A 24,097-nucleotide genomic window follows, 5' to 3' on the forward strand; every position below is an offset into this window, starting at 1 on the left:
AGTTATTTTAAAAATGCTTTAATCACTTTTGCACCGCCTTCGCCCAGGTTGGTTAATATGTATGAACCAGCCGCAGCAGGCACTACAAATGTTTCTGCGTAGGCAAATTCATGTTTGGAGCCATCGGCGGTTTCAAGCAGCACCGCTTTACCTTCTACCAGCATCATCACGTGGCATACGTTGTTGGTATCTAACGTTACCTGGCTATCAAATTCAATGCGGTGTACATCGTAAAAATGCTCGGCATGTGTTGGCACGTGTACAAGCTGGTAGCCTGCGCCCTTCTCAATAACCTCCGGCTTTGAGACTAATTCGCGGTAAACCTGTTCGCCTTTGCGAGAAAAATCAAGGTTGTTAAAGGCGTGGTCTATATTGATAGGTCGTGGGTTGCCTTCCAGATCAAGACGTACCCAATCGTACATTTTAAAGGTAAAAATGTATGGTGTGGCACTTATCTCTAATACCATGTTGCCCGCGCCGGCGCTATGTACCGTACTGTTCGGGATCAGGAACAGATCATGCTTTTGGGCCGGGTGCGACTGCACGTACTTTTCAATCTCCATCTCATTACCTGTTTCCTGGCTCTCTTCCAGCACATTCCTAAATTCTTCGGGGTTGATGCTATCCTGGAAACCCAAATAAACACGGGCGTTGTCCTGGCAATCTAAGATGTAATAGGTTTCATCCTGTGTGATTTTTTCGCCAAAGGTTTCCTGTATGTACTTTACCGTAGGGTGGCATTGAATAGAGAGGTTACCGCCATCAAACGTATCCAAAAAGTCGAAACGGATAGGGAACTCATCGCCAAAACGGTCGGCATGCTTACCCAGTATTTGTTGATTGTTGCTAAACATCAGGGTATCGAACGATACCTCCAGCAGGTTGCCGTCGCTTTCAAATACCAAACCATTCTCGGGCACTATCAGTTCAAACGACCACGCGAGGTTCACCACGTCTTTATTTAAATTGTTGATGTTGTCCTTCATCCACTGCCCACCCCATGCACCGGGCTCAAACCACGGGCGGACCCGAACAACTGATTGGCTGATCTTTTTTAACCCTTCGTCCAGGTCGGCCTTACGCATCCAGTTGATGGTGCCGGGCCATTGGCCGTCAGCCACCACAGCAATACGCTCGAGTATGTTTTTTTTGTGGTTATTCAGCATTACCCAATCCACAAAATAAAAACGCTTGTACATCTGGAACGGCTCGTTGGCGTTTGCGACACCCAGGTTGGTAATGCTGCCCGCGCGCATCCTGAACTGCAACTCGTTCTTTGGCAGGTCGATATAAATAACTGGCACATCCCAGTCTGCTAATGCAGCGCCGGTACCTATAATAATATTGATGTCTCTGGTATCGTCTGCATTCTGCCTCGTGATATCCGTATCATAGAGATCATTTAACGTTAAAGTGGTTTTTGTACCCCAAACAGATTCGTATTCCCCTAAAAATGGCTCAATAAGTTTTTCAACTTCCTGAGCAGGCTTTAATAGATCCGCAGTTTTGATCCAGTTAACACTTAAGCCTGCTTCTGCAAAGCATGCCTGCAGCCCTTCTTGTATCTTATCCCAAAAAACGCCGGCATAACCATCGATCACAACAGCTTTTTGGTCGATAATGTATTGGGCAAGAGAATTAAAACCATTGAATATTTTACCCCGGCCTATAGCGCAGGCAGGGTAAATATTGTAACCGCCTTTGGTATTAAAGTCACCATTTAGTTGTGCCGGCATTAAAAATTGAGCTGTTTTTCGCAGTTCCGTTTCCACTTTTGCTGCTCGCTTGTCATTTTTGATATCAATATTCATTTATTTATAGTAATGTATGTACATATTAATCCCACCTAAAATCGACTAACATAGCCATGTGAATGTTTCAGAAATGGGGAAATATATAGTTTGCTTTAGATTATAATGTACAAACATATGAACAAATTTGATATAAGCAAGTTACTTGAAAAAATAAAATTGTTAGTGTTAAAAGTACACATTAAGCTAATTATGACTGATTTTATATTTTTTTATGTACATACAATTCAACTTATTAATGAAAATCACTATCATTGTAAATAACTGAGCCGTATGAAATAAAGAGTCGGTATTATCTGCAGGTTACTTAATTGTATTTTACAATCAAACAAAATCGTCTATTACTAACGAACATCTGGGCCTAAAAAGAGACACATTGGCGAACAATAATTTATAACTATTTTCGCGTTACAAAGTAATGGAAATAGCTAACCTGATAAAAAAGTATAATGACCTTCGAATAAGCGAAGTGATCGACCACGATCGGTTTAACTTGATTGCTATTGACCATCATTCCACAAGAATTGAGGGGTCGACGTTAACCGAGGTGGAAACACAGGTTTTGATAAATGAGGGACGCACTCCCAATGGCAAACCATTGAAAGAGAGCTTGATGGTTACAGATCATCATGCCGCTTTACTTTTTACGATCGAAAGCGCAAAAGCAAAAAAAGCATTAAACGTTTATCTATTGCAAGAAATCAATGCTTTAGTTATGAAAAATACGGGTAAAGTATATAATACTATGTTAGGTACTGTGGATTCCCGAACCGGAGCATTTAGAAAAGGCAATGTCACTGCAGGTGTTTCATATTTCCCAAATTTTGACAACGTAGAGCGTTTGACTAGAGATTTAATAAAAAAACTTAATGAGGCTATTAATTCTCCTTTATCTATAGCTGAGCAATTAAATCTTTCTTTTGATGCGCACTTTAGCCTTGTAAGTATACATCCATATTATGATGGTAATGGCAGGACATCCCGATTGTTAATGAATTATATTCAAGCCTATTATAATCTTCCTTTGGCAATCGTACAAAGTGAAAATAAAGCAGCTTATATTCAGGCATTAATTGATACTCGCCAACACGAAAACATTGAAATATTTCGTGAGTTCATGGCTGGCAAGTATTCGTTTTTACTTAACCAAGAAATTGAAAAGTTTGAGGAGATGAAAAAGCCATCAAAAGGAAGAGGCTTTAATTTCCTTTTTTAATAATATAAAAATTTATATCACGCTAAAACCGTGTTTTCAATAAGATACTATATTTGTTGCTCAGGACCTAAGGATTTGTACGAGTCCCTATGGCCTTGACCAAATCCTCGGTTTCGAACCCGGGTTTTTATAATCTACGGTTTTGGCGCAATATGTTGCTATTTCACTCTTTGTAGCGACTTTCATATGCGCTTTTGGCGCATCCAGCAATCGTCGCAATTCGCTTGTGATATTTAAGTAAGCGGCGTTATCGTTCGTCCAGTCGCTAATTGGTTTCCCCGTCGTTAGGTACTGCTTTGATTTCCCGAAACGGTGAATTTAACCAATCACAATGTTCAGCTATAATTGGAACTACAATTATCTTTCCAGCTGTCTGGAGTTCCAATGCTTGTTGAAATTCCTTTTCGTAACAGTAATTAGAATTGAGATAATCCGGGCTTACAATAGCAATAAATAATTCAGAAGACGATAGCGCAAATGAAATAGTTTGATTAAGATTCGCCCCCACCAATATCTCTTGATCCTGCCAGGCATCGATTTTACCTTCACGTCTTAAAATTGCAAGATGGGTATGTAATTTTTCTTTAATCTTTTCGTCAGCATGACTATAGGATATGAAAGCTTTGGCCATAAAATTTATTTTTTATACGAAGGTGACGAAAGGTCAGAAGGTATCAAGACTCAATGAATAAAGGGTGGTTTCCGCTATCTTACCACAAGCCTCAGTTTTTTTAGGGAAAATTGCTTTTTCAACCTTGGCCGGTAAAATTGTAAAGGTATTGTTTTAATGCCTCATACCATTAATTGGATAAAACACACCAAAATGACCCTCTCCGGCCAGATAAAAAAGGTCCCCTTTGCCAGTTGAAAGCTATAGCCCAAATAATCAACGGCGACATAAGCTATCCACAGCGTCCATAACAAAGCCGTAGCCGTCAGTAAGCGGCGCAGCCACCGAAATTCAAGAAGTGACCTGTCCATCAGAAAAGGTTGTAATCGCCGGTAAAGATTTTGTATAAGTTGATGGGACAAGTACAGGTAAATGATGATCGAAATAAATATGAGCAACTGTAATATCGGGTTCAACAGGTGAAAGGTGTGTGTCATATAGGTTGCCGCTCCCGTCCTGATACTTTCCCTGACCTCTAATACCAAAACTCCTTGTTCAAGCAACAAGGGCGTGAAATGAAAAAAGTCCTTCTAACGGAATTTATATTCCGGCCGCGTTATTTTCAGCACATAAAAATAGATCAGGGGGCCCAGCGCCAGCAAGAATTGCACCGCAGGCGGTCCCAGCCTGGCAGATGTCCTTTAGAAAAAAAAGATATATCGCTTTGTAATTTAAATGCGATACTACTGTTGGAGAAGCTAATACAACTCAAGCCAAATGCTTATTGCACTTGTTGTTGATGTTTCATCGGAAACCAACCAAAAATACTTTTAGTTACCCGAAGGCGCTCCCTGAACATCGTCATTACTGATACCCCTTTTGCTTTTCTTCACCGTTTCTTTCAGTTTGCCAAAGCGGTAATTCAGGCTGGCGGTAAAACCTCTGAAATAAGCGCGGTTAATATTTGTTTGGGTAAAATCGGGCCCGAATGAACTCCGGGTGTTATTCCTGTATTTGCTGAAAGGGTTATTTACCGTGGCCGAGAACGAAAGTTTATCCTTCACTACATCTTTATTAACCGTAAACGATACACTGGCGTATGGGTTTGACGTACCCTGGATAGAAAGGTTGGGACCATTCAGAAACACGTTGGTGCTAACCCGCCAGCCCTGCTCAAAATTATAGCCGCTATTTAATGATGCACCATACATAAATCCTTGATTTTTCACCAACTGACCATTTACTATACCCTGTACGCGGCCGTGTGCAATTCTTCCGTTAAACGATGAGCTCCATTTTTTGGTGATGGGGTAATTGATATTGCTGTTGAAGGTAAACAAGCGGGCTCTTCCTGTGTTATCAAAACTGTTGCGCGTAATATTCGTGGCGGGATCGAAAATCACAACGGGCATAATCAGATCGTTAAAATAATTATAGCCGAGCATCAGGTTTAATGAAGCCTTTTGCGTTCTGCTATAACCCAACTGGATATTATTGGAAACCGCGGGCCTGAGGTTGGGGTTTCCCGACGATTCGAAGTTTGGGTTCGAACGGTCTACAAAGGGGTTTAGCTGGTATATACCCGGGCGCTGTATCCTTTGCGAAAACCCGAGGTTTACGGTACTGGTGTTTTTAAACTGCTTATTAATACTTACCGAAGGCACTATATTAAAAAAGTTTTTGTTCAGCTGCGATGCGGTAGAAATAAAATCAGCATCGATCAGTGTCTCCTCTACCCTGGCACCCGCCTTAAAGCTCCAGTTTTGCAAGGTATAGTTATAGCTGTTATATGCACCTAATACATTTTGATTATTATCGAATTTATTACTTCGCGACGGATCGGCCTCGAAATTACCTGTTGCTGCATTATAGCCGAGGTATTGAAAGTCACTCTTGTTATCACGTATAATTGCTTTCACCCCCATTTCGATATTCAACTTCTTTACAGGTTGTACGTAATCTACCTGTAAAGTCTGTTCGGACGATTCGCCTTCATTGTGTTGCAGGTAATCAGGCGTAGCATAATTCACGCGATTTGATGCCGCCAGCGCCGCATTCTGACTGTTGTTGAATGTATAGTACTGGTACGAAAAGGTGAGCAGCCTTTGCTTACTGCTTTTGAAACCCAGCTGGTAATTTAAGCCCACATTCAGGCCCCTGCCACCTGCCGTATTGCTATTGTACAGGTCATACCGCTGAACCATATTGCCTGTTTCGCTCAAAACAGAACTTTGCGTGTTGATGCCGTCCTGGTTATTTCCGTTAATATTGAATTGCCCCGAAATAAGGTTAAGGCTGTCAATTTCGTAGCTGATCCCAACTTCGGCATAGCCATTTTTGCCATCCCATTCTGCAGTGTTATTTTGGTTAAGCCTCGTAGGGTTGCTCCCTGTAGTAAGCCTTGTTATGGAACTGAGCACTTCGGGCGAATTGGATACATTCCCGCCAAAATAGCCTGATAGTTCCAACTTACCCTGTTTAGACGAAAAAGAACCGCCCAATCTCGGGCCGCCTACCGGGAATACATGGCTAAGGTTTAGCGTGCCATTATACCCGTTATTCACTTTTTTATTCGTTACAATATTGATGATACCTGCCATCCCCTCCGCATCATACTTCGACGAAGGGTTGGTAATTACCTCGATGCTTTGAACGGTTGAAGCAGGCATGCTTTTGAGTATATTTTTGGGGTCGCGCTCCATCATGCTCGATGGTTTGCCGTTAATAAATATGCGGTATCCGCTATTTCCCTTCAAAAGGATGTTATCGTCGCCGTCTACGCTTAACAAAGGCACTTTGCGCATCATCTCCAATACGCTGTTACTTTTGCTGTCGGGGTCGGACTTTAAGTCGTAGGTTAGCTTATCAACCTCCTGTTTAATTATCGGCCTGTCAGCCGTAATATTCACCGTTTTAAGCTGTGTAGTTTGTTCCCTAATGGCAATGCTGCCCAGATTTATGGAAGGTTTTGTATTTTTCGTCAGATCAACAGCGAGTGTTTTTGTATTAAAACCGACATTGATCACCGAGAGAAAATATTTTCCTGATGGCAGTTTTTCAAATTTGAACGCCCCGTCAGTTTTGGTCACCTCCGTGCGTACCAACTGCTTTGCATCATCGCGCAGGTTTACTGTTACATAGCCGAGCGGTTGTTTCGATAGCGAATCGGTTACAATTCCGTTTACAGCAAGTAAGGTTTGCCCTTTCTGCCCGAATGCCGGGATCATAATGATTGAAAGTAAGATGAGGGATAAAAACTTTAGTTTCATAATGTGTGCCAGGTGAAATATTTGAAAATAATTTTGAGGAGCTCTCCCAATTTATATCGCAAATACATAGTACCATGCAATACATGGTATTATACACATATGACTACAGTGCAAATGAATTTGTTACACCTGCCTGAAATAAAAATCAACAAGATAAAAATTATTTTTACAATACTTTTAAATACAAAGTACTTTTTTTACACCTTTATATAACTTATAAATGAAGTATTGTGAACGTGTTTGTAGTTGATTGAAGTCAGATCAGCATGGACCGGCAGAAAACGCCGCATTACGGTATAAGCAACGACCGCACTTATTAGTTCAATGAATATCATAAAGGTTTATAAATCGGGTTTAAAAGGCTGCAAGGTATAGCTTGTCCCGGTTTTCTGTGTTTAAAATCCTGTCAAAAACATTCAAATTTATAACATCAAAGACGTTCGGCTCAGAAATGAGCCATTTGAGTCAACTGTTAGCTGCTTCTATCCTTGAAGTCGGCAAGTCTCGGCCGCACACGCTTTTACTTACCACTGCAAGAAGGTACGGTTAGCACGAACATATATCCCTGTAGGTTGTGGGCGCTCCGCAAGACCAACGATATCAACAGTTCAAGCCCCAATAAATGCCTATGTTAAAACTTATAATAAAACTTTTTAATCAAAACTATGCTTTCTATAGAATGGGTTTAGATAACAAGAATGTGCTTTTAAAAGCAAACGCATTTGTTACTGAAGGTAATAATGAAGGATTTCTGTCTTTATGTACCGAAGATATAAAATGGGATTTTGTAGGCGACAAGACTTTAATAGGAAAAGAAGCCGTACGGGCATATATGAAGGAAGTATACGTGAAACCACCGAGGTTTGACGTTGAAAATTTAATAGCAGAAGGTAATATTGTCACAGCAATCGGCAAAATCAGTACGAAGGACGAAGATGGAAAAGTAATTGACTACTCCTATTGCGATGTCTGGAGTTTTCGCGATAATAAAATGGCTGAATTAAAGGCTTTCGTGATCGAAATCAAGCCAAATAAATGAATTTCCGCCAGTAAGTTTTTTTCCATCACCGATTATATAACAATTCACTATAAAACACCGAACCATTTACTGAGAATATTCAAGTAACAGATGAAAAATTGCTGGTAACGCTACCTGACGGAACCGATTTCACTAAGGTTTACGAGGTTTTACATCCGCTGATTGTTAATAGTATCAGCCGGGTACGGAATAGGGAAACAGACCTTCAGTTCACCATTAGGTCTAAAAATCAGTAACGGGATTTTATAATCCATAAGTATTTAAAGATTTTTCTTTAATAAAGACGTCCCTGGCCTTTAGCTACAGGGACGTCCTATAATTTCATCTTCTTTTCCTCCTTTTAGCGATATAGATAAAGAACAATATCCACAAGCGCCAAAACCAGCGATAAATAATGGTAGCTTCTATGTCAGCATTTACAAGCTTGCTGTTGTCTCCGCCTTATGTAAACTCACTACAAATAAAACCGATCCGCCGATTATCCAATAGTAGTAGGCATCCACTCCTTGAAACGAAAATACGAACGGTGCGATCACAAACACAATTCCTACCAGCGCATCTACCGCTAAATGTCCTTTGTAAGGGATAATTCGAAAAACGCCCAATTGATGGTCAGTCAATAGTGTAAGGATAAAAGCCGCGATTCCTGTTCCGACCGATAATTGAAGAGCGAGCGGGTTAGAATTTCCCAATCCTAACACAAACGGTAATACGATGAGTGCTACAGCTACCGGATAATCCAAATAAGCATGTATTTTTTTGGTTATAAATCCCATGTCTTCTTAGTTTAAGCTTTAAAATACTGTTCTTCCACGATTTGGCCGTTCTGCCAAATGGTTCGGATTATTTCGTGCCATAAAACTTTGCTGCCATCTTTCATAACGAAGTCAAAAGTGAATTCCGCGAAAGAAATATCTTCGTTCAATGAAGCGTTATGCAGAGTGATGCCATTTACCTGGGCAATAGCACCTGCAAACCCTTGCATTTTGGCGATCATTTCTGATTTGCCGTTTGTTACTGTACCATCAAAATCAATGGTTTTGGCATGAGGAGCGAAAAACTTTTCTGTCGCTTCTACTATTGCTCCTTTTTTAACCATCTCGTTTTTAGCGGAGAAGATCTCATTCAATGAATTTTCCATTTTTATTTGTTTTGAATTATTTGTCAACATTGACAATCCAAAACTCCGGCAATTCGAAAGCAATAAAAATGAAGCTGGTCAAGAAAAAAGGTTGATGTAGTTCAACTTTTTCCCCGGGTTCTTTTATTCCTGATCCTTGACAGGAACTCAGTTGACATTCCGAGGTAAGAAGCCAATGCGTATTGAGGCACGCGCTGAACGAAGTTAGGGTAGTTCAATAAAAAGTTCTCGTAGCGTGTTTCCGCATCATGCATTAAGTTAAAAAGGATTCTACGGTGCTCAAAAGCAAGCCCTTTTTCAGCCATTATTCTAAAAAAAGTCTCGAATTGATGATTTGTCTTTTTTAACTCTTGCTCTTTGTCGTAGTCTATTTGCAAAATGACACTGTCTTCTAATGCAACGATGAAAAGGGTCGCCGGATGCTGATAGATATAACTGTTGAAATCGGATACCCACCAATTTTCGATAGCAAACTGAAGGGTGTGGTCTTGCCCTTCATCTGTAACCGCGTAAGTTCTGAAAGCCCCTTTTATCACAAAAGCTCTATGCTTATTCGTAAAATTAGGCTGTACAATAAATTGTCTTTTTTTTACTTTGACTTCTTTGAAGCAAGAGATGAATTGTTCAGCTTCATCATCCGCTAATGAAACAAATTTTTGTACATAATCTAAAAGCTGTTTTTTGTTTATATTCATTGTGTGTTATCGTTGTTTCGCATTATTATACCACACCACCCAGCGCGAACCGTATGCGAAAAGCTTAAATAGCATTAACTCTACCAATGGTAAAGTTAATGCTATAGTGCCTATTTAATTTGACATCAGGAAATAATGCACAGATCGAAGTCTTCTTTTTCTGCCATCGAATTTATGTTAGCATAATAGGTACACCCTCCTCGCCATTTATGTACGAACGCGGATAATTGTTTTGCCTTTAACCCGATCCATTGCATTATAGGTAGCGACGGCATCATCGAGCGTAACAACGCTCCCGGTATTCGTTTTCAAACGCCCCTCACGGAACCTCTTTGCGATCTCCATCAATTGAGACCGGTCAGCTTCGACAACAAAGTCGATATGCTGCGCTCCGTCCGCTTGTTCTTCATTCCAGCCGGTAATGGATACAAATTTCCCTCCGGCGCGAATTACAGCTAAAGATCGCTTTGCTATATCACCACCAAGAACATCAAAAACTAAATCGACCTTGTCGATATTTTCTAATGCATCGCCATCCAAATCGATGAACTCATTTACACCAAAATCAAGTGCGGTTTCGCGGTGAGCGGCGCGTCCGGTACCAATTACATAAGCACCAAACTCGCGTGCGAGTTGAACGGCCATCGAACCAACGATGCCTGCAGCGCCATGTACCAGGACTCTTTGACCGGCTTTAAGCTCACCGTGCTGGAACAGTCCCTGCCAGGCTGTTAAGCCCGGCATCACCAGCGCATTGCCCTCATTGAAGTCAATATCATCCGGTAATGGCGCAAGGTTACGCGCCTCAATGGCCACGTATTCGGCCAGCGAACCATTGCGATACCAATCCTGAAGGCCAAACACCCGCTGTCCTACCGACAGCCCGGTCGTGCCATAGCCCAACGCGGTTACCACACCCGCCAGTTCGTGTCCTGGGATCGTAGGCGTCCGGTCACGATCGGCGCGATCGGTCCAGGTCGACGGCCACGACAGCTCGTCCCCGGTAATACTGGCCGCATAAACCTGAACAATGACATCGTTTATAGCTGCCGGTGGCTCCGGTAAGTTAACCAATTTCATTCCTGCTAATCCCGCATTTTGGTCTGTTACAACAATTGCTTTCATCATATACCTCCTTTTTTTAGTGGGTGAACACCTACTTAGTGAAGTGGTGTTACCATAGATTACTGTTTTTATTTTTAGAATTATATTTATTACTGCGTGTTCAAAAAACTTTCCGGTAATAGCTGAACCCTTGCGATCTTCTTTCCGGTAAATTCGTTTAGTTATCAGATTAATTTAATCGCCGGTCAATGGAAAAAAGGATGAATTGCGAGTTCGAGACCAAGGATTGCGATTAAGATAAAAAACCAGCGCCGAAACGTTGTCAGGCTTATACGCTCACGAACCCTTGTTCCTACCCACATACCCAGCAACGCAGGAATGATCGCGAGTGCCGACAATGTAATATTTCCAAGATGAAATGCGCCCCCACGAGCCAACCCCATCGCAAGCGCAATGGTTGAAACCGTGAAAGACAATCCCAGTGCCTGTATCAAATCATCCTTAGAAAGCCCGAGGGCCTGAATATACGGAACGGCGGGAAGTGTAAAAATGCCCGTTCCACCGTTGATCAACCCGGTTGTTAACCCAATAACAGGCGATAGTAAACGCTCTAAGCGCGCAGGAACGGACAATGGTTTCGCAAAAAGGCCGTGCACCGCATAAACAATGAGCGCACTGCCCAAACCAACACTCGCGTAAATCGTGTTTGCGCTCGTCAAAAGCCACGTGCCGGCGAGTGTGCCAACCAAGATGCCGAGCATCATCACCCAAAGCCTTCTTATCAGGGCCAGGAAATTTGACCCTGTAAAGAGCTGCCAACAATTCGTAACAAAAGATGGAATAATTAACAGCGAAGCTGCGCTAACCGGCGACATGATGGCACTCAAAATAGCTATAGCAACAGTCGGAAGACCCATCCCGGCTACGCCCTTGACGAACCCGGCTATGAAAAACGTCAACGCGATAATAAAAATATGAGACGAAATATAATCAATCATTTTGACGCATTTGGATTGGGAAGTCTTGCATTTGAAAACTTCGCCATTGGGAATTATGAAAGGTCAGATCGTACCTGCCAATGGAACTTCTGGATAATCTTTGTCCGGATCGAACACGTTATTGAAAAAGTTCGTGAGCGAGAACATGATTACCAGTGCGATGATCTCCATGAGGTTTGCATCGGTGTAGCCTGCATCACGAACTGCTTTCAGATCGGAATCACTAACCTGGCCGTGAGTCTCGATGACTTTGCGTGCAAACTGGACTGCTGCGTCCCGCTTCGGGTCAGTTGCATGTCCCTTTCGAGCGAGAATGATCTCATCTGCCGGAAGCTTGGCCATGTTAGCCGCATAGCTATGACTACCCAGACAATAGTTGCATCCATTCACCTCGGATACAGCCAGGGCAATGATCTCACGTGTCTTCAGATCAAGCGTTTTGTTCAAGGAGTTGCGCATCGTTGCCCACGTGTTGAACGCAATTGGGCTCTGCGCGAAGGTCGCCAACATATTTGGCGTAAATCCCAAGATCTTTGTGAACGTATCCAGGGTTGGTTTTGAATCGGCCGGTACTTCTTCCGGCTTTAGTGCTTTTGTTCTTGGCATTGTCTTTTTTGTTATTCGTAAAATAATATGAGCAAGCAAAAATCTGCAAATTCACCCTCCACTAAAATGAAGTACATCAAGAAAAAAGATTGATATAGTTCAACTTTTCCCTCTGATGATTCTAAATTCTTGAAGCAATTCTGTTGAAATTCGGGAACTGGATATAAAAGATATTATTTCGCTAACGGGGTCACCGTTTATTGTAATTTGAAAATTCCCAATGAATATTTTAATGTTAGTATCCAATTTCGGTTTAATAGGATAGCATAAATACCTAATAAACCTATCCTGTCCATTACAAGCATCAAAAATCCAACTCCAAGTCAAGTCTTAGAATAAGTTGAGCGATTCCGGATGTTTTTTCAGATGCTTAAACTTCAAAATCAAAGATAAGGGCCACAGTTTGAAGTCTCGGGTACCAATACTCGCATTTTAGAGGGACCAGGAAATTGTTGATTTATTTTCCGATTTGACTTATAGGTAATAATCAAGGAATGGTGTCATTTACCATTCCTTGAATCGTAAGATTATCCACGCATCTTTTTAGCACAATAGATAAAGAACAATATCCAAACGCTAAAACCGACAATAAATAGCGGTAGTTTATTAGTTGAGATGGTCGCCGCAAGAAACGCGCCCGTTCCGATTACACTAACTATGCATAATAAAATGAATGTTCTCATGGTCTGGTGATTTATTACGCGCTTACAACGCGCATAGTTTTACGTTGCTCGATTGGGTTGCTTATCTCTTTTACTTTGCTTTTTTTCGAATTAACAATCCATTAGCGTTTCCTCTAATGATTTAAGAATATACTTATCCTTAATTTTTAAATTTTCGTCAAGTTGACGAGCGGTCACATAGTGATTCGTTTCGATAAACCGGCGAACATCCTTGTGAAAGACTTTGATTTGGACGTGGTAGGTTCCATCGTCTCTTTTAAATTGTTCATAAACCACAGCATTTACAGTTGCCATAACTTTAGTTTTTTAGGCACGTAAAACGTCGTGACGGTTTGGTGACGGTTTTACGTGAAGTTCAACAAAAAATTATGCAAGTCCCGACTTTGTGCAGATTTACGACGTCGGCGTCGTGGTTGGTAAAACCACTCAAATATAATAAAAAACCCCATTTTTATTGTCAAAATAGGGTTTTACTCAAGTGCGCCCACCTGACCTTCCGGAACATTATCTGATATTTACCAACAGTACTAAATTTATAAACCAGCTCCGTTTATATTAGCAACATGAAGAAGCTATTTATTTTTTGCCTGATCGGCACTTCAATCGCACTGATTTCCTGGGGTTTTAAAGGTCATCGTGCCGTAGCTGCCATTGCTCAAAAGCATCTGACCAGTAATTCCGCCTATGTTGTTTCAGCTTATCTCAAAGGTGAAAGTATGGCCGACGTATCCACCTGGGCCGATGAAAACCGCAATAACACGACTGCACCCTGGCATTTTTTGAACCTGCCTTTAGGATTAACACACGAACAATTTGTCAAATCGGTAAGTGAAAGCGATAATAATGTTTACAGCGCCATCCTGAAAACAGAAGCGAACCTGAAAGATAAAAGCCTGAGTGGGGACCAAAAAAACGAGGCTTTGAAATATCTGATTCATCTGGTGGGTGACGCACACCAGCCGATGCACGTCAGCCGCAAGGAAGATAAAGGCGGTAATACCATACAGATACGCTTTGACAATAAAGGTACCAATCTACACAGTCTTTGGGACAGCAAACTGATCGACCATGAAGGGTTGAGTGAAACTGATATTGTCAGGACTTACGATGCAGCGACCGCTGCGCAGATCAAACAATGGCAATCAGACAGCCCAATGGAATGGATCTGGGAAAGCTACCAGATCAGCAGTGAATTATATGCACAGGTAAAATCCGGCCAGGATATCGATGAAGCTTATTATCAGAAATCTATGCCTGTGATCCGTAAACGGATTAACCAGGCCGGTATCCGCTTAGCGGGGGAGCTTAACAAACTTTTCAATTCAGTCCCTGTACCGACAGTCATTTCCACTGCGGCAGCTACGACAACGGCAACGCTATCGGTCAAACTGGAAGATGTTAAAAACGCTGTCGGCAAAACCGTGAGCACGCAGGGAAAAGTTTACAGCAGCAAAGACATCAGCAGCATGGTACTGGTAAATTTAGGCGCTGCTTACCCCAACCAGCTACTGACCGTGGCGCTGAAAGGTAAAGCTAAAGATCTGGGCAACCAGTTGGATAACAAAACCATTACCGTAGAGGGCGAAGTGATTGATTATAAAGGTAAGCCTGAGATCATCGTAACAGATCCTGCAAAAATTAAATTCTAATCATGAACGAACCGTTTATATTACCGGTAGTTTACCAAGGAACGGAACACGAATTTAAGGCACGCTTTGAGCGGTGGGGTTATACCCACCGCATCGCTGTACTAATTGATGAAACAACGGTTACTTTTGAACCGGACGAAGAAGGTGGTTACCGAGTAATAAACAGTTCTACTGACAAAAAAATCCCTGTAAACTTATTGCAAGAAGTATCGCAAAGATTACAGTCATTAATCGGTTAAAGAGCGGAAATAACTGATAGACTTAACCGGGCTCGTCCGCAGGAATAAAATAAAATAATACAGGATAATATTAAGGCAACAGATAAATAATTTACTATATAAAATACTTATATTTAGTGGATTAACCAACCTGTCATGAAAAAAGTCCTCCTGCTTTTATTTTTGGCGCTAAGCACCATCGCCACACGCGCGCAAAACAATCTGAAGGTCTATTATGGCCTGCTCCATGCACACACCTTATTATCAGATGGATCCGGAACGCCGGAAGAAGCCTACGCGATGGCAAAAGCCAATGGCCTTGACTTTTTCGCTATAACTGAGCACAACCATGCAAAAGCTGAAGATAGTGGCGACGAGCGTAAAGATGGTGTACTTATTGCCACTGACCCCAGGCTTTACAATGGCCAAAACAATGTTACGATTACCCGCAAATGGACAGAAAACGGCCAGCAGCAAACAGAAACCATCAGTGTAAGACCCTTAGTAAAAGCGGCCGCTGCGGCTACTACGCAAACTTTCCTGGCAATTTATGGTCAGGAATTTTCAACCATCTCCAGTGGCAATCATGTAAATGTTTTCGGATTGCCGGAAGTGCTCACCGTGCGTAATGGAAATTTCAAAGGTTTTTTTGACTTGCTTCGCCAATATGAAAGCAACGGATTAAATGCTGTAGTGCAATTAAATCACCCCGATGTGCACACGGATCTGTTTTATAAGGGCGATGATAACTCGGTTAAAAGAAACATGTACAATGATTATGGCATAGATGCCGGAGATCTCGGGCCGGACTTCGGCAACTGGGTAAAAACACAATCACGGTACACCCACCTGATCGAAGTGCTGACCGGACCGGCTTTATCAAAGGTTTACAGGGCCTATAAACCGTTAGAAGACGAATATTTCTTTTATTTGAAACAAGGCCTGCGTATTTCACCTACGGCAGGACAGGATAACCATTACAAGACCTGGGGAAGCATTACCGATGCCCGGACCGGTGTACTAAGCGAATCCCTGTCCGAAAAAGATATTCTCAATGCTTTCCGTAACAACCGCACATTCGCGACAGAAGATAAAAATCTCAAAGTAATCCTCCAGCTGAACGATGCTACTATGGGTTCTGCCATCAACGCAACAGTTGAAAGCGAACTTAAATTTAAGGTGTCAATCAGCGACAGTGATGAGCCAAATGCTACTTATGATCTGCAGGTTGTCGGTGGTGCCATAAAACCGGAACTGAGCACTACGGCTACCGATTGGAAGGCCGAAGACGGCATACTCCTGACAAAAAACAACATCGGCGGCGGTGATGTATCATTGACCGGCCTGTTTGCTGCTGCTGAACCATCATTTTATTATATCAGGGTTACTCAAAATTCCGGGCAAAAAAAGGATCGCGCCTGGACCGCGCCGGTTTGGGTAAATTTAAACGGCACAGCCGCAAATGTTACACTGGCCACGCCGGCCGTAGTACCAGCCCTATTTTACTGGACTTCATCAATCTCCTCGAAAGTTTACCATAAAAAAGGTTGCCATTCCATTGACCTGATCAAACTGGAGAATTTGCAATCGGGCGATATCCCGCCTGCGGGACGCACACTGCATAACTGTGTGATTGGGGAAAGTGACGAGCAGGAACCTTAAAAATGCAACTATATTACCATTGAGAAAGAACTTAGAATAGTGCCTATACATTGCGCGTATGGCCTAAATATCAAGAATATATTAGTAAATTATCTCGACCTTACGTTATCCTCATGTTCTGTAAAGCCCCCCTACTCCTTGCATTGATGTTTGTCTCAATTCGATTGTTTGCACAGCCTGCTGCACCTTCGGATGCCAAAATCATTACTGTTGATTTAACAAAAAATTCGTTTTCGCAGGCCATTCCCTATGATAAGCCACTGAATTTGATAGGCGTCCTGCCGGATGATAAGGTCACCGAATTAAAGCTGTATATAAAGCCCGGAAATTTTGGCTCGGATGATTATATAGCGAAGGAGTACCTTCAATGCACATGGGAAAAGAAATTATCACCAAACTTCACATTGCCTGTCGATGTAATATATGACACGAAAAAATATATGGAAGCCGACCATTATTACGCATTAGAAATCATCGGTAAAGATGGGAATGGCAAAGTTTTACTTGATTTTCGTTATATTATTAATACCATTTCCGCGCCCGGCGACCAGATAAAAATGGATTTTGGTATATTATATGCGTCAGGTCCCAAGATGCTTTCCGGCGAGATTGCGGCGCATTTGTATGCAGTCCCGGTAAATGATGAAGCAGATCCGGTTAACTTCAAAGGCTTATCTCAAAATATATTCAAACGAACAAGCATATACTTTGGATTATCCGTAGCTAAATTTAAAAGTGATACGCGCCAGGATACTAAAAACTTAGTCGGTATCGGGAATTTGGTTTATGGACTAAGTATCCATAGTCCACTCTACGGATGGTATGGCCGGCATCAGGTGCTTCGACGGTTATTACAGCCAATGTATTTCAATTTCGGACAAATATTGTTCAAACAAGCAGATGCTAATCCGCTGATCGTGAAAGACCGAAACAAAACTGCTTTTTATGTTGGTGTCAGTTATGATTTTAATTTCACTGCATTAATCGCTCCACTAACTAAACTATTCACACCATGAAACAGAATTTTATTATCCTATTATTGGCACTGGTTACCGTGGCCTGCAATTCGAAATTGGAGGATCCTGATCTGGTTCCGGATTCTGAAAAATTACAGATTACCGCTAAAACCGCCATTGCTTCAGGAGGAAAAGACATGACTTCCATCGTTGTCCGTGTACCAAAAGATGCCGGAGCATTAGCAGTAGCATTTTCATCGACCGCCGGAAGTTTTATTTATAGTGGTACTAAGACAGATAAAGCTTACGCAGACTCACTCAGTGGAGACTATCGTTTTGCGCAAACAGTTTTAAAATCAGACACCAGCCATGGGAATGTTTACGTCACGGTTGGTGCAACCACCATTCAAAAGAGAATCACCATAAAATTTAATTAGCTATGCAATTTTTGAATAAGTTTTTCGATAATGTAAAAACAAGGTTTAATACACTTGTTGGAAGAACAGAACCGGTTGGTTGCTGTAAGATTCATGTAGGAGGAGCTGTCCAGACCTTTTCCCGCATCACGGAACGGCGATGTAATCAAAAAGGTGAAGAGCACGGAGCAGACTTTGTTGAGTTCAGAGAAAACGTAGATTGTGATTAAAAACCATGCTCAAGCGATTAAACGGTTGATCGGTGTAAATTAAATTCCGCCAGTCACTTATGCGTTTGGTCGTGTCCTTTTAAATCCGGAGATTTATTCGATCTCCGATTCCAAATACAATTGTTGACCGATATACCGCTCCTTTAGCGGTTGCATATCAACGCGGATCTTAGTATCCGTAATACGGGCATAATGTTGTGTTGTTTTAATGTTTTTATGCCCTAACATTTGACCAACCGTTTCCATAGGACACCGTTGGTTAAAGTAACCGTTGTGGCAAATGTGTGCCGCGCGCAATGGTAAGTAAGCCGTTTTTTTATCCCGAGTTTTTTTGCGATCTCTTTAAGATAACTATTAGCCCGCTGATTGCTGATACCGGGCAAGAGTTTGCCTGGCGGTGTTCTTGGATGATCCTTGTAAAAATCAAGTAAGGCCAATGCCGGCGGCATCAGTTATCGTCAAAAAATATCCGGTGGGTTGCCGTCCCCAAGACCGACCGAACCTCAAATGTTACCTGCTGTCTCCTATTCAGAAGTGCATAACATTACTTCCGCAGACATTGCCCAATTAACAGACACGGATTCAAAGGCATTCGTGAATGAATTGACGGAAAAGGCAAGTAAAGCCTCTTATGTAAGATGGTTTGGCGTACTACCGCTAGTTTTATTCCTGCTGATCATGGTGATCACAACTTTTAGCAGCCGCAGAGTGATTCTCCAACCGGCTACCGACAGTATTTTTGCAAAAGTGAACTTTTATCCCGGCGTCAACATTCGAAAGGAAGCAAATGCGAAATCCCTGGTATTGAAAACAGCTGTCACCAACGAAAGATTTCAACTGCTTGATTCAACACAAAGCAAATGGTTAAAAGTTGGATTCAACGATTCGATAGGTTATGTTGCACGTCGTTTTGCAGCTATTGAACATATCCATCATGAACAGGTCGAAAGCGAAGAGCCTTACCTTTCCAATGCTTATGCACCTTACGAATTCGCCGGCGGCACACTTCTTTTCATCGTCCTTATAAGGAAACTAAAAAAGGTCGACAAGAGGCGGTTCGAAATGGCTTTGCATTATGAAATGGATGAACAATTCAGGCAGGTTTACCGGCAATTCAATGCGCATTTCACGGACTTTGCCGGTTCAGCAAGGATCTGGCAGTATGTCAATGCACGACAGACCAATGATTATAAACGAACAGGCGGAGCAGGTAAACTTATCAACAGGGTAGCGCTAAGAGGTATTTCCGCAAATCAAGCCCCACTATCCTACTTCTCCACTAATATAACAATACCTTGCATAAAGCTAAGTAATCTGGAATTTTACTTCCTGCCGGAACGGTTACTGGTGAAACGTGGAAAAACCTTCGCAGCAATATTTTACAAGAATCTGCGAATCGATGGTTTTACAACCCGCTTTATTGAAGATGAAAGCGTACCACGCGATGCGAAAATAATAGATCAGACCTGGCGCTACGTGAATAAACACGGAGGGCCGGACCGCCGGTTCAACAACAATCGCCAAATCCCGGTTTGCGCCTATTCTGAATATACATTAACATCGGATTCCGGTATTTATGAAGTCATTACGACGTCTAAACAAGGGGCAATGGATGCGTTCGCCGGATTTCTCGGACAAATAGGCAAATTACAGACCAGGATGGCGATATCCTAAAAAACGGGGTTATTGCATTTTTTGCAACAAATGCCATAACTACTTCAAATACGAAAACTTCAAGGTACCGGTCTGACACTTTGAAGTTTTTCGTTTAAAGAAGCGGAAAACTAAATTACACCAGTTGCCTCTTCAGTCCCTCTTTACTTGGAAGATGAGTCATTGAAGCGTTCTGTACATTAACCCTTAGGAAGGATAAGGACAGAAAAGGACAATTAATATCTTACTATAGTTATCTAATTCCACACATAGCATACTGTGTCGATAAGCATTATGGTATTGCTGAACTTGCTCCAAATATTGAGTGAGCGAAGTTTCGATCTGGCGAATAACCTGTGATCTTTACTCCGCTCACCAAACTTGGTTATTTAATCGTATAGCTTTTAGTATCCATTTCTGCCAGCCTGAAATAGCCAAAAGCGTAATTTTTGCTATTGGTCTGATTAATAATATTACCGCGCACAGCACTTGGTGTTGAAGGGAAAGGGTTGCCATCATTGCCAGTAGCCAATATTAATTTGAACATGTAATTGTAGTAGCTTTTTGAAATTCCGTAGAGTTTGAAGTCTACCTGGTCTCCAGCTTTTAACTTTTCATGCGAATAGGACTCCAGCATTAAATTACCATTAGTGTGTTCATCATCTTCAACTTCAAGCTCAGGAAACGGCGAGTGCGGCTGTCTAATACTGTTTAGATAAGAATTTGCCTGATTTGCATTATCCTTATAGTAAAATGTTATTTCGATTTCATCACCCATTTCACCCCCTTTGTCGTTCTGCTCAATATTATCTTCAATTTTTGGAACAGGGGTAAATGTTTCTGATGCCGTATAGGTTTCCCCGTTTAATACAATTTTTAAGTTGTAAGTCTGACCGATGACAGGAAGGAAATTGTGACAAACATATTGCCCGGTTCCGGGAGTTTCTACAAAATTAAAAACCGTGTTAGACGGGTTTGTTACCGTAATTACTGCACCTGAAACGCTCGGAAAATCGGAACTGTAATAACCTGTTGTGGTCGATAATACGATCTTTTGTTCATTGCCGGCTGTATTTTTAACCCAATCTATAGACGCATCAATAACCAATCTTGGCGATGCTGTCTTAAGAGGCACATTAATAGCTTTCTCGCATCCTGTCACAAACAGTCCAACGGATAGTCCAACAGTTAGAATTATAATTTTTTGTAGTGGTTTCATTTTTATCTTTTTATAAATAGGTGAGTTGTTTTTAAAATTTCACGTTGTAAGTTACGCTCGGAACAATACCAAAAATGGATACTCTTCTTGTCTCGCTTGTTCCCGTATCTTCATTCTGCCTGAAAGCGTACGATGCCGCGTTATTCCTGTTATAAAGATTGTAGATGCCGAAATTCCATTCACCCTGCCATCCTTTTTTCTTGTCGGGTTTGGGCGTATAAGTTGCAGATACATCTAAACGGTGGTAAGCAGCTAAGGAATTCCCATTTCTTTCGCCGTAACTCGCGACATTGACGCCCTGGTATAGGTATTTTCCATCAGGGAATGTTGCTGCTTTGCCGCTCTGGAAAGTTAAAATAGCCCCAAATGACCATTTCGGACTTACAGCATAATCGCCCGTAACAGATAAATTATGCATTTTGTCATAATTTGCCCGGTACCATTGTCCGTTGTTTATACCCGGTTCATCTGCATTTCTGCCTGGTGTCCTTTGTTGTGCTTTAGAAAGCGTGTAGGAAACCCAGCCCGTCAGCTTTCCTGTATTTTTTTTCAACATCATTTCCAGACCATACGCTCTCCCTTCTCCGTTTAAAAGCACGCTTTCTACAGCATCGATCCCTAACAGATCTGCGCCGTCAATATAATCTGCCTTGTTTTTTACCTTTTTATAGAAGGTTTCCGTTTCCAAAGAATATTTACCCTCTTTAAAATTGTGGAAGTACCCCAGTGCTACCTGATCTAAAATTTCCGGTTTAAGGTATTGGTCAGAAGGGGCCCATATATCAAGCGGGCTTGCAGAAGCCGTATTGGAAATCAGATGAACATACTGGCTCATTCTATTATAACTAGCTTTGATGGACTGATCATTGTTTAGCGAATAAGCTATGGCAACTCTTGGTTCCAAGTTGTCAAAACTGGCTATCTTTTTATTTTTCGCATAGTTTATTGTTCCTGTGGGGGTAGCCTCTTCGTAAACATGAAGCTCCTTATTGTAATTAACCGGTTGATTATTAGCATAGGTGTACACTTCCTGCGCGCCTAATCTTTGAAAATTACTGTAGCGAAGTCCGTAATTCAGTGATAATTTGTCAGAAAGGTTTTGTTCAGCGCTGATATAGGCCGCATTTTCAAAAGCATATTTTTTGGCCAACTGGTCCGGATTTACACTTGAAATCGTCCCGAACGGCCTGATCGTTCCCGGATTAAAATTGTAGTAAATTGAATTTATACCATAATTTAAAGTCAGGTTATTTGAAACATAATGTTTAAAATCATATTTAAAATTGTAATTTTTAACCTCTGCTTTCCAGTCAAGACCAGCGGATTTTACTTTGATCTGGTAGTCATAATCACTATAAATGGCAGATACATTAGAGAAGATCTTGTCTGAGAATATATGGTTCCACCTGAGGTTAAAAAGTTTGTTACCGTAGGTGTTTACAAAACTGTTATTAAAATTTAGGTAGTCGTTTCCAAAGTATCCTGATACAAAAACATTGTTTTTATCATTGAATTTGTAATTGAACTTGGTGTTCAGATCGTAAAAATAGGCTGAATTGGGTTCATTCGCCATTTTCAGAAAAAGATGTGCATAAGAACCTCTACCCGCAACCACGAAAGAACTTTTATCTTTAACGATGGGACCTTCAACAAGCAACCGGCTTGAAACTAATCCGATACCCGCGTTTACATGATACTCCTTGTTGTTTCCTTCTTTTTGATAAATATCCAGTACTGATGATATACGTCCTCCGAAATTAGCGGGAATTCCTCCTTTGTAAAGTTTCAGGTCTTTGATCACATCAGCGTTAAAGACAGAAAAGAATCCGAATAGATGCGAGGTATTATATACAACGGCTTCATCAAGCAGTACCAGGTTACCATCCACAGAGCCTCCTCTTACGTTAAATCCCGACGCGCCTTCCTGGGCATTAGTAACCCCGGGAAGCTGTAAAATTGATTTTAGAACATCTACCTCACCCAAAACAGCGGGCATCTTTTTGATCGTGGCGATAGACAGTTTATTGGTACTCATTTCAGGTTTTCGGATATTGTCTTTTGTTGTATTGCTTTTTATGACAACTTCACCCAATGTTTTACTATTTTCTGTCATTCCAAAATTCCTTTTAGTGTTTCCGGTCAGCGTAATCGTTTCTTCTACATTGTCAAAACCCACGTGGCTAATGATAATGGTGTAAGTCCCTTTTGGCATTGTCGCTGTATAAAATCCGTAGGAATTGGTAGTAATACCCACTTTCGCTTCCGGAATGTAGATAGTTGCGCCAATGAGTGTTTCGGTATTGGAGTTATTAGATATCGTGCCGCTAAGGGTAACTTTTTCCTGCGAATATGCATGGCCTGCAAAGGCAAAAAAGAGTACTAGCAAGGATAGGGCTCTGCTTTTCATTTATTAATGTTTAGAGTTAAATGTTATGATTTGCAGCTAAAGTATCCTATTGTTGACCCCGCATATTTTAGTATATACAAAATGCCTTACTTTATATATTAAAGCAGTTTATACATATAGAAAAATAAATTGCACACTAAGATTTCAGCTAAAGAAGATGGATTTCTAAAAAAAATTCTAATTGAAATCACAGATGGCCAAACCTTTTTTCCGGATTAATAGAGAATACTTTTCCAAGATTTAGACATAATTTTGATTACTCAATGAAAAACAAGCCTACCCTTACTCATCAAATATGTTAAGCGGCATATGTTCATCCTGTTTATTTTTGGCGTTAAAAGGGTTGCCCAGCCAAGCTACAGGATAAATTAAGAAGCCAGCGGCATTCTCATTCAGAAAACAACGCTATTAAGTCAGGTAAATACAACTTGGTATAATTCTTTCAAAAGCGGAAGTCCCAAATGAAAATTTGCTATAGCTACTTTTATAACCACAATTTTTAAAAGACTTGTGTTTTTGTTTTATGTATTGCCTCCTCCGTTCTTGGGTTTTCG

Annotated in this window: 21 protein-coding genes; 8 read left to right on the forward strand and 13 right to left on the reverse strand. The window is 41.3% G+C overall.

Going from position 1 to position 24,097, the window contains the following annotated elements; translation table 11 throughout:
* Window positions 1–2: 2 nt before the first annotated feature.
* Window positions 3–1,811 carry a class I mannose-6-phosphate isomerase gene (locus SNE25_RS20380; RefSeq protein WP_321560845.1) on the reverse strand — a complete coding sequence of 603 codons (1,809 nt, stop codon included), beginning with the start codon at window positions 1,809–1,811 and terminating at the stop codon, window positions 3–5.
* Window positions 1,812–2,229: 418 nt separating this feature from the next.
* On the opposite strand from SNE25_RS20380, the gene SNE25_RS20385 reads away from it, so the two are divergent.
* Window positions 2,230–3,027, forward strand: coding sequence for a Fic family protein (locus SNE25_RS20385; protein WP_321560846.1), 798 nt, complete (start codon window positions 2,230–2,232; stop codon window positions 3,025–3,027).
* A gap of 265 nt (window positions 3,028–3,292) precedes the next feature.
* On the opposite strand, the gene SNE25_RS20390 is transcribed toward SNE25_RS20385, so the two are convergent.
* A complete protein-coding gene (locus SNE25_RS20390) occupies window positions 3,293–3,658 on the reverse strand; it encodes a toll/interleukin-1 receptor domain-containing protein (protein WP_321560847.1) in 366 nt (121 codons plus the stop codon).
* Between the two features lie 809 nt (window positions 3,659–4,467).
* Complete coding sequence (locus SNE25_RS20395) at window positions 4,468–6,864, reverse strand: outer membrane beta-barrel family protein (protein WP_321560848.1); 2,397 nt, start codon at window positions 6,862–6,864, stop codon at window positions 4,468–4,470.
* 670 nt (window positions 6,865–7,534) lie between these two features.
* Between SNE25_RS20395 and SNE25_RS20400 the strand changes: the two genes are divergently transcribed.
* On the forward strand, window positions 7,535–7,945 hold the full coding sequence (locus tag SNE25_RS20400; RefSeq protein WP_321560849.1) for a nuclear transport factor 2 family protein: 411 nt from the start codon (window positions 7,535–7,537) through the stop codon (window positions 7,943–7,945).
* A gap of 416 nt (window positions 7,946–8,361) precedes the next feature.
* Here SNE25_RS20400 and SNE25_RS20405 read toward each other — a convergent pair whose 3' ends face one another.
* The 7 genes from SNE25_RS20405 to SNE25_RS20435 all read right to left on the reverse strand — a co-directional run bounded on the left by SNE25_RS20405 (window position 8,362) and on the right by SNE25_RS20435 (window position 13,427).
* On the reverse strand, window positions 8,362–8,721 hold the full coding sequence (locus SNE25_RS20405) for an SPW repeat domain-containing protein (protein ID WP_321560850.1): 360 nt from the start codon (window positions 8,719–8,721) through the stop codon (window positions 8,362–8,364).
* An 11-nt stretch (window positions 8,722–8,732) separates the two neighbouring features.
* Entirely contained in the window at window positions 8,733–9,086 is a 354-nt protein-coding gene (locus tag SNE25_RS20410; protein WP_321560851.1) for a hypothetical protein, read from the reverse strand.
* 101 nt (window positions 9,087–9,187) lie between these two features.
* Window positions 9,188–9,781, reverse strand: a complete 594-nt coding sequence (locus SNE25_RS20415; protein WP_321560852.1) for a Crp/Fnr family transcriptional regulator — start codon at window positions 9,779–9,781, stop codon at window positions 9,188–9,190.
* A 207-nt stretch (window positions 9,782–9,988) separates the two neighbouring features.
* Window positions 9,989–10,909, reverse strand: coding sequence for an NADP-dependent oxidoreductase (locus tag SNE25_RS20420; RefSeq protein ID WP_321560853.1), 921 nt, complete (start codon window positions 10,907–10,909; stop codon window positions 9,989–9,991).
* Between the two features lie 182 nt (window positions 10,910–11,091).
* On the reverse strand, window positions 11,092–11,844 hold the full coding sequence (locus tag SNE25_RS20425) for a sulfite exporter TauE/SafE family protein (RefSeq protein WP_321560854.1): 753 nt from the start codon (window positions 11,842–11,844) through the stop codon (window positions 11,092–11,094).
* A gap of 63 nt (window positions 11,845–11,907) precedes the next feature.
* Window positions 11,908–12,450, reverse strand: coding sequence for a carboxymuconolactone decarboxylase family protein (locus tag SNE25_RS20430; RefSeq protein WP_321560855.1), 543 nt, complete (start codon window positions 12,448–12,450; stop codon window positions 11,908–11,910).
* 773 nt (window positions 12,451–13,223) lie between these two features.
* Entirely contained in the window at window positions 13,224–13,427 is a 204-nt protein-coding gene (locus tag SNE25_RS20435) for a hypothetical protein (protein ID WP_321560856.1), read from the reverse strand.
* A 269-nt stretch (window positions 13,428–13,696) separates the two neighbouring features.
* Between SNE25_RS20435 and SNE25_RS20440 the strand changes: the two genes are divergently transcribed.
* The 5 genes from SNE25_RS20440 to SNE25_RS20460 all read left to right on the forward strand — a co-directional run bounded on the left by SNE25_RS20440 (window position 13,697) and on the right by SNE25_RS20460 (window position 18,055).
* Window positions 13,697–14,782, forward strand: coding sequence for a S1/P1 nuclease (locus tag SNE25_RS20440; RefSeq protein ID WP_321560857.1), 1,086 nt, complete (start codon window positions 13,697–13,699; stop codon window positions 14,780–14,782).
* Between the two features lie 2 nt (window positions 14,783–14,784).
* The gene (locus SNE25_RS20445; RefSeq protein ID WP_321560858.1) at window positions 14,785–15,021 is read left to right on the forward strand and encodes a hypothetical protein; all 237 of its coding nucleotides are present in this window, start codon (window positions 14,785–14,787) and stop codon (window positions 15,019–15,021) included.
* 135 nt (window positions 15,022–15,156) lie between these two features.
* Window positions 15,157–16,662, forward strand: a complete 1,506-nt coding sequence (locus SNE25_RS20450; RefSeq protein WP_321560859.1) for a CehA/McbA family metallohydrolase domain-containing protein — start codon at window positions 15,157–15,159, stop codon at window positions 16,660–16,662.
* Window positions 16,663–16,775: 113 nt separating this feature from the next.
* Window positions 16,776–17,678 (forward strand): hypothetical protein, encoded by a 903-nt coding sequence (locus SNE25_RS20455; protein WP_321560860.1) that lies wholly within the window; start codon window positions 16,776–16,778, stop codon window positions 17,676–17,678.
* The gene (locus SNE25_RS20460; RefSeq protein ID WP_321560861.1) at window positions 17,675–18,055 is read left to right on the forward strand and encodes a hypothetical protein; all 381 of its coding nucleotides are present in this window, start codon (window positions 17,675–17,677) and stop codon (window positions 18,053–18,055) included. The genes SNE25_RS20455 and SNE25_RS20460 overlap by 4 nt, the downstream gene beginning before the upstream one ends.
* 302 nt (window positions 18,056–18,357) lie before the next feature.
* On the opposite strand, the gene SNE25_RS20465 is transcribed toward SNE25_RS20460, so the two are convergent.
* A complete protein-coding gene (locus SNE25_RS20465; RefSeq protein ID WP_321560862.1) occupies window positions 18,358–18,510 on the reverse strand; it encodes a hypothetical protein in 153 nt (50 codons plus the stop codon).
* Between the two features lie 261 nt (window positions 18,511–18,771).
* On the opposite strand from SNE25_RS20465, the gene SNE25_RS20470 reads away from it, so the two are divergent.
* Window positions 18,772–19,938, forward strand: a complete 1,167-nt coding sequence (locus SNE25_RS20470; protein ID WP_321560863.1) for an SH3 domain-containing protein — start codon at window positions 18,772–18,774, stop codon at window positions 19,936–19,938.
* 364 nt (window positions 19,939–20,302) lie between these two features.
* On the opposite strand, the gene SNE25_RS20475 is transcribed toward SNE25_RS20470, so the two are convergent.
* Window positions 20,303–21,136 carry a DUF4249 domain-containing protein gene (locus tag SNE25_RS20475; protein ID WP_321560864.1) on the reverse strand — a complete coding sequence of 278 codons (834 nt, stop codon included), beginning with the start codon at window positions 21,134–21,136 and terminating at the stop codon, window positions 20,303–20,305.
* 31 nt (window positions 21,137–21,167) lie between these two features.
* Window positions 21,168–23,543, reverse strand: a complete 2,376-nt coding sequence (locus SNE25_RS20480) for a TonB-dependent receptor (RefSeq protein ID WP_321560865.1) — start codon at window positions 23,541–23,543, stop codon at window positions 21,168–21,170.
* Window positions 23,544–24,097 lie beyond the last annotated feature (554 nt).

The organism is Mucilaginibacter sabulilitoris (assembly GCF_034262375.1).
GTDB classification, from domain to species: Bacteria; Bacteroidota; Bacteroidia; order Sphingobacteriales; family Sphingobacteriaceae; genus Mucilaginibacter; species Mucilaginibacter sabulilitoris.

What these genes read in the sequence shown, in the direction of transcription:
- SNE25_RS20420 (WP_321560853.1), bottom strand. Translation starts at nt 10,909, where the DNA reads ATGATGAAAGCAATTGTTGTAACAGACCAAAATGCGGGATTAGCAGGA.
- SNE25_RS20410 (WP_321560851.1), bottom strand. Translation starts at nt 9,086, where the DNA reads ATGGAAAATTCATTGAATGAGATCTTCTCCGCTAAAAACGAGATGGTT.
- SNE25_RS20430 (WP_321560855.1), bottom strand. Translation starts at nt 12,450, where the DNA reads ATGCCAAGAACAAAAGCACTAAAGCCGGAAGAAGTACCGGCCGATTCA.
- SNE25_RS20440 (WP_321560857.1), top strand. Translation starts at nt 13,697, where the DNA reads ATGAAGAAGCTATTTATTTTTTGCCTGATCGGCACTTCAATCGCACTG.
- SNE25_RS20455 (WP_321560860.1), top strand. Translation starts at nt 16,776, where the DNA reads ATGTTCTGTAAAGCCCCCCTACTCCTTGCATTGATGTTTGTCTCAATT.
- SNE25_RS20435 (WP_321560856.1), bottom strand. Translation starts at nt 13,427, where the DNA reads ATGGCAACTGTAAATGCTGTGGTTTATGAACAATTTAAAAGAGACGAT.
- SNE25_RS20470 (WP_321560863.1), top strand. Translation starts at nt 18,772, where the DNA reads ATGTTACCTGCTGTCTCCTATTCAGAAGTGCATAACATTACTTCCGCA.
- SNE25_RS20460 (WP_321560861.1), top strand. Translation starts at nt 17,675, where the DNA reads ATGAAACAGAATTTTATTATCCTATTATTGGCACTGGTTACCGTGGCC.
- SNE25_RS20400 (WP_321560849.1), top strand. Translation starts at nt 7,535, where the DNA reads ATGTTAAAACTTATAATAAAACTTTTTAATCAAAACTATGCTTTCTAT.
- SNE25_RS20445 (WP_321560858.1), top strand. Translation starts at nt 14,785, where the DNA reads ATGAACGAACCGTTTATATTACCGGTAGTTTACCAAGGAACGGAACAC.
- SNE25_RS20465 (WP_321560862.1), bottom strand. Translation starts at nt 18,510, where the DNA reads ATGGAAACGGTTGGTCAAATGTTAGGGCATAAAAACATTAAAACAACA.
- SNE25_RS20450 (WP_321560859.1), top strand. Translation starts at nt 15,157, where the DNA reads ATGAAAAAAGTCCTCCTGCTTTTATTTTTGGCGCTAAGCACCATCGCC.
- SNE25_RS20390 (WP_321560847.1), bottom strand. Translation starts at nt 3,658, where the DNA reads ATGGCCAAAGCTTTCATATCCTATAGTCATGCTGACGAAAAGATTAAA.
- SNE25_RS20425 (WP_321560854.1), bottom strand. Translation starts at nt 11,844, where the DNA reads ATGATTGATTATATTTCGTCTCATATTTTTATTATCGCGTTGACGTTT.
- SNE25_RS20395 (WP_321560848.1), bottom strand. Translation starts at nt 6,864, where the DNA reads ATGATCCCGGCATTCGGGCAGAAAGGGCAAACCTTACTTGCTGTAAAC.
- SNE25_RS20385 (WP_321560846.1), top strand. Translation starts at nt 2,230, where the DNA reads ATGGAAATAGCTAACCTGATAAAAAAGTATAATGACCTTCGAATAAGC.
- SNE25_RS20415 (WP_321560852.1), bottom strand. Translation starts at nt 9,781, where the DNA reads ATGAATATAAACAAAAAACAGCTTTTAGATTATGTACAAAAATTTGTT.
- SNE25_RS20405 (WP_321560850.1), bottom strand. Translation starts at nt 8,721, where the DNA reads ATGGGATTTATAACCAAAAAAATACATGCTTATTTGGATTATCCGGTA.
- SNE25_RS20475 (WP_321560864.1), bottom strand. Translation starts at nt 21,136, where the DNA reads ATGAAACCACTACAAAAAATTATAATTCTAACTGTTGGACTATCCGTT.
- SNE25_RS20380 (WP_321560845.1), bottom strand. Translation starts at nt 1,811, where the DNA reads ATGAATATTGATATCAAAAATGACAAGCGAGCAGCAAAAGTGGAAACG.
- SNE25_RS20480 (WP_321560865.1), bottom strand. Translation starts at nt 23,543, where the DNA reads ATGAAAAGCAGAGCCCTATCCTTGCTAGTACTCTTTTTTGCCTTTGCA.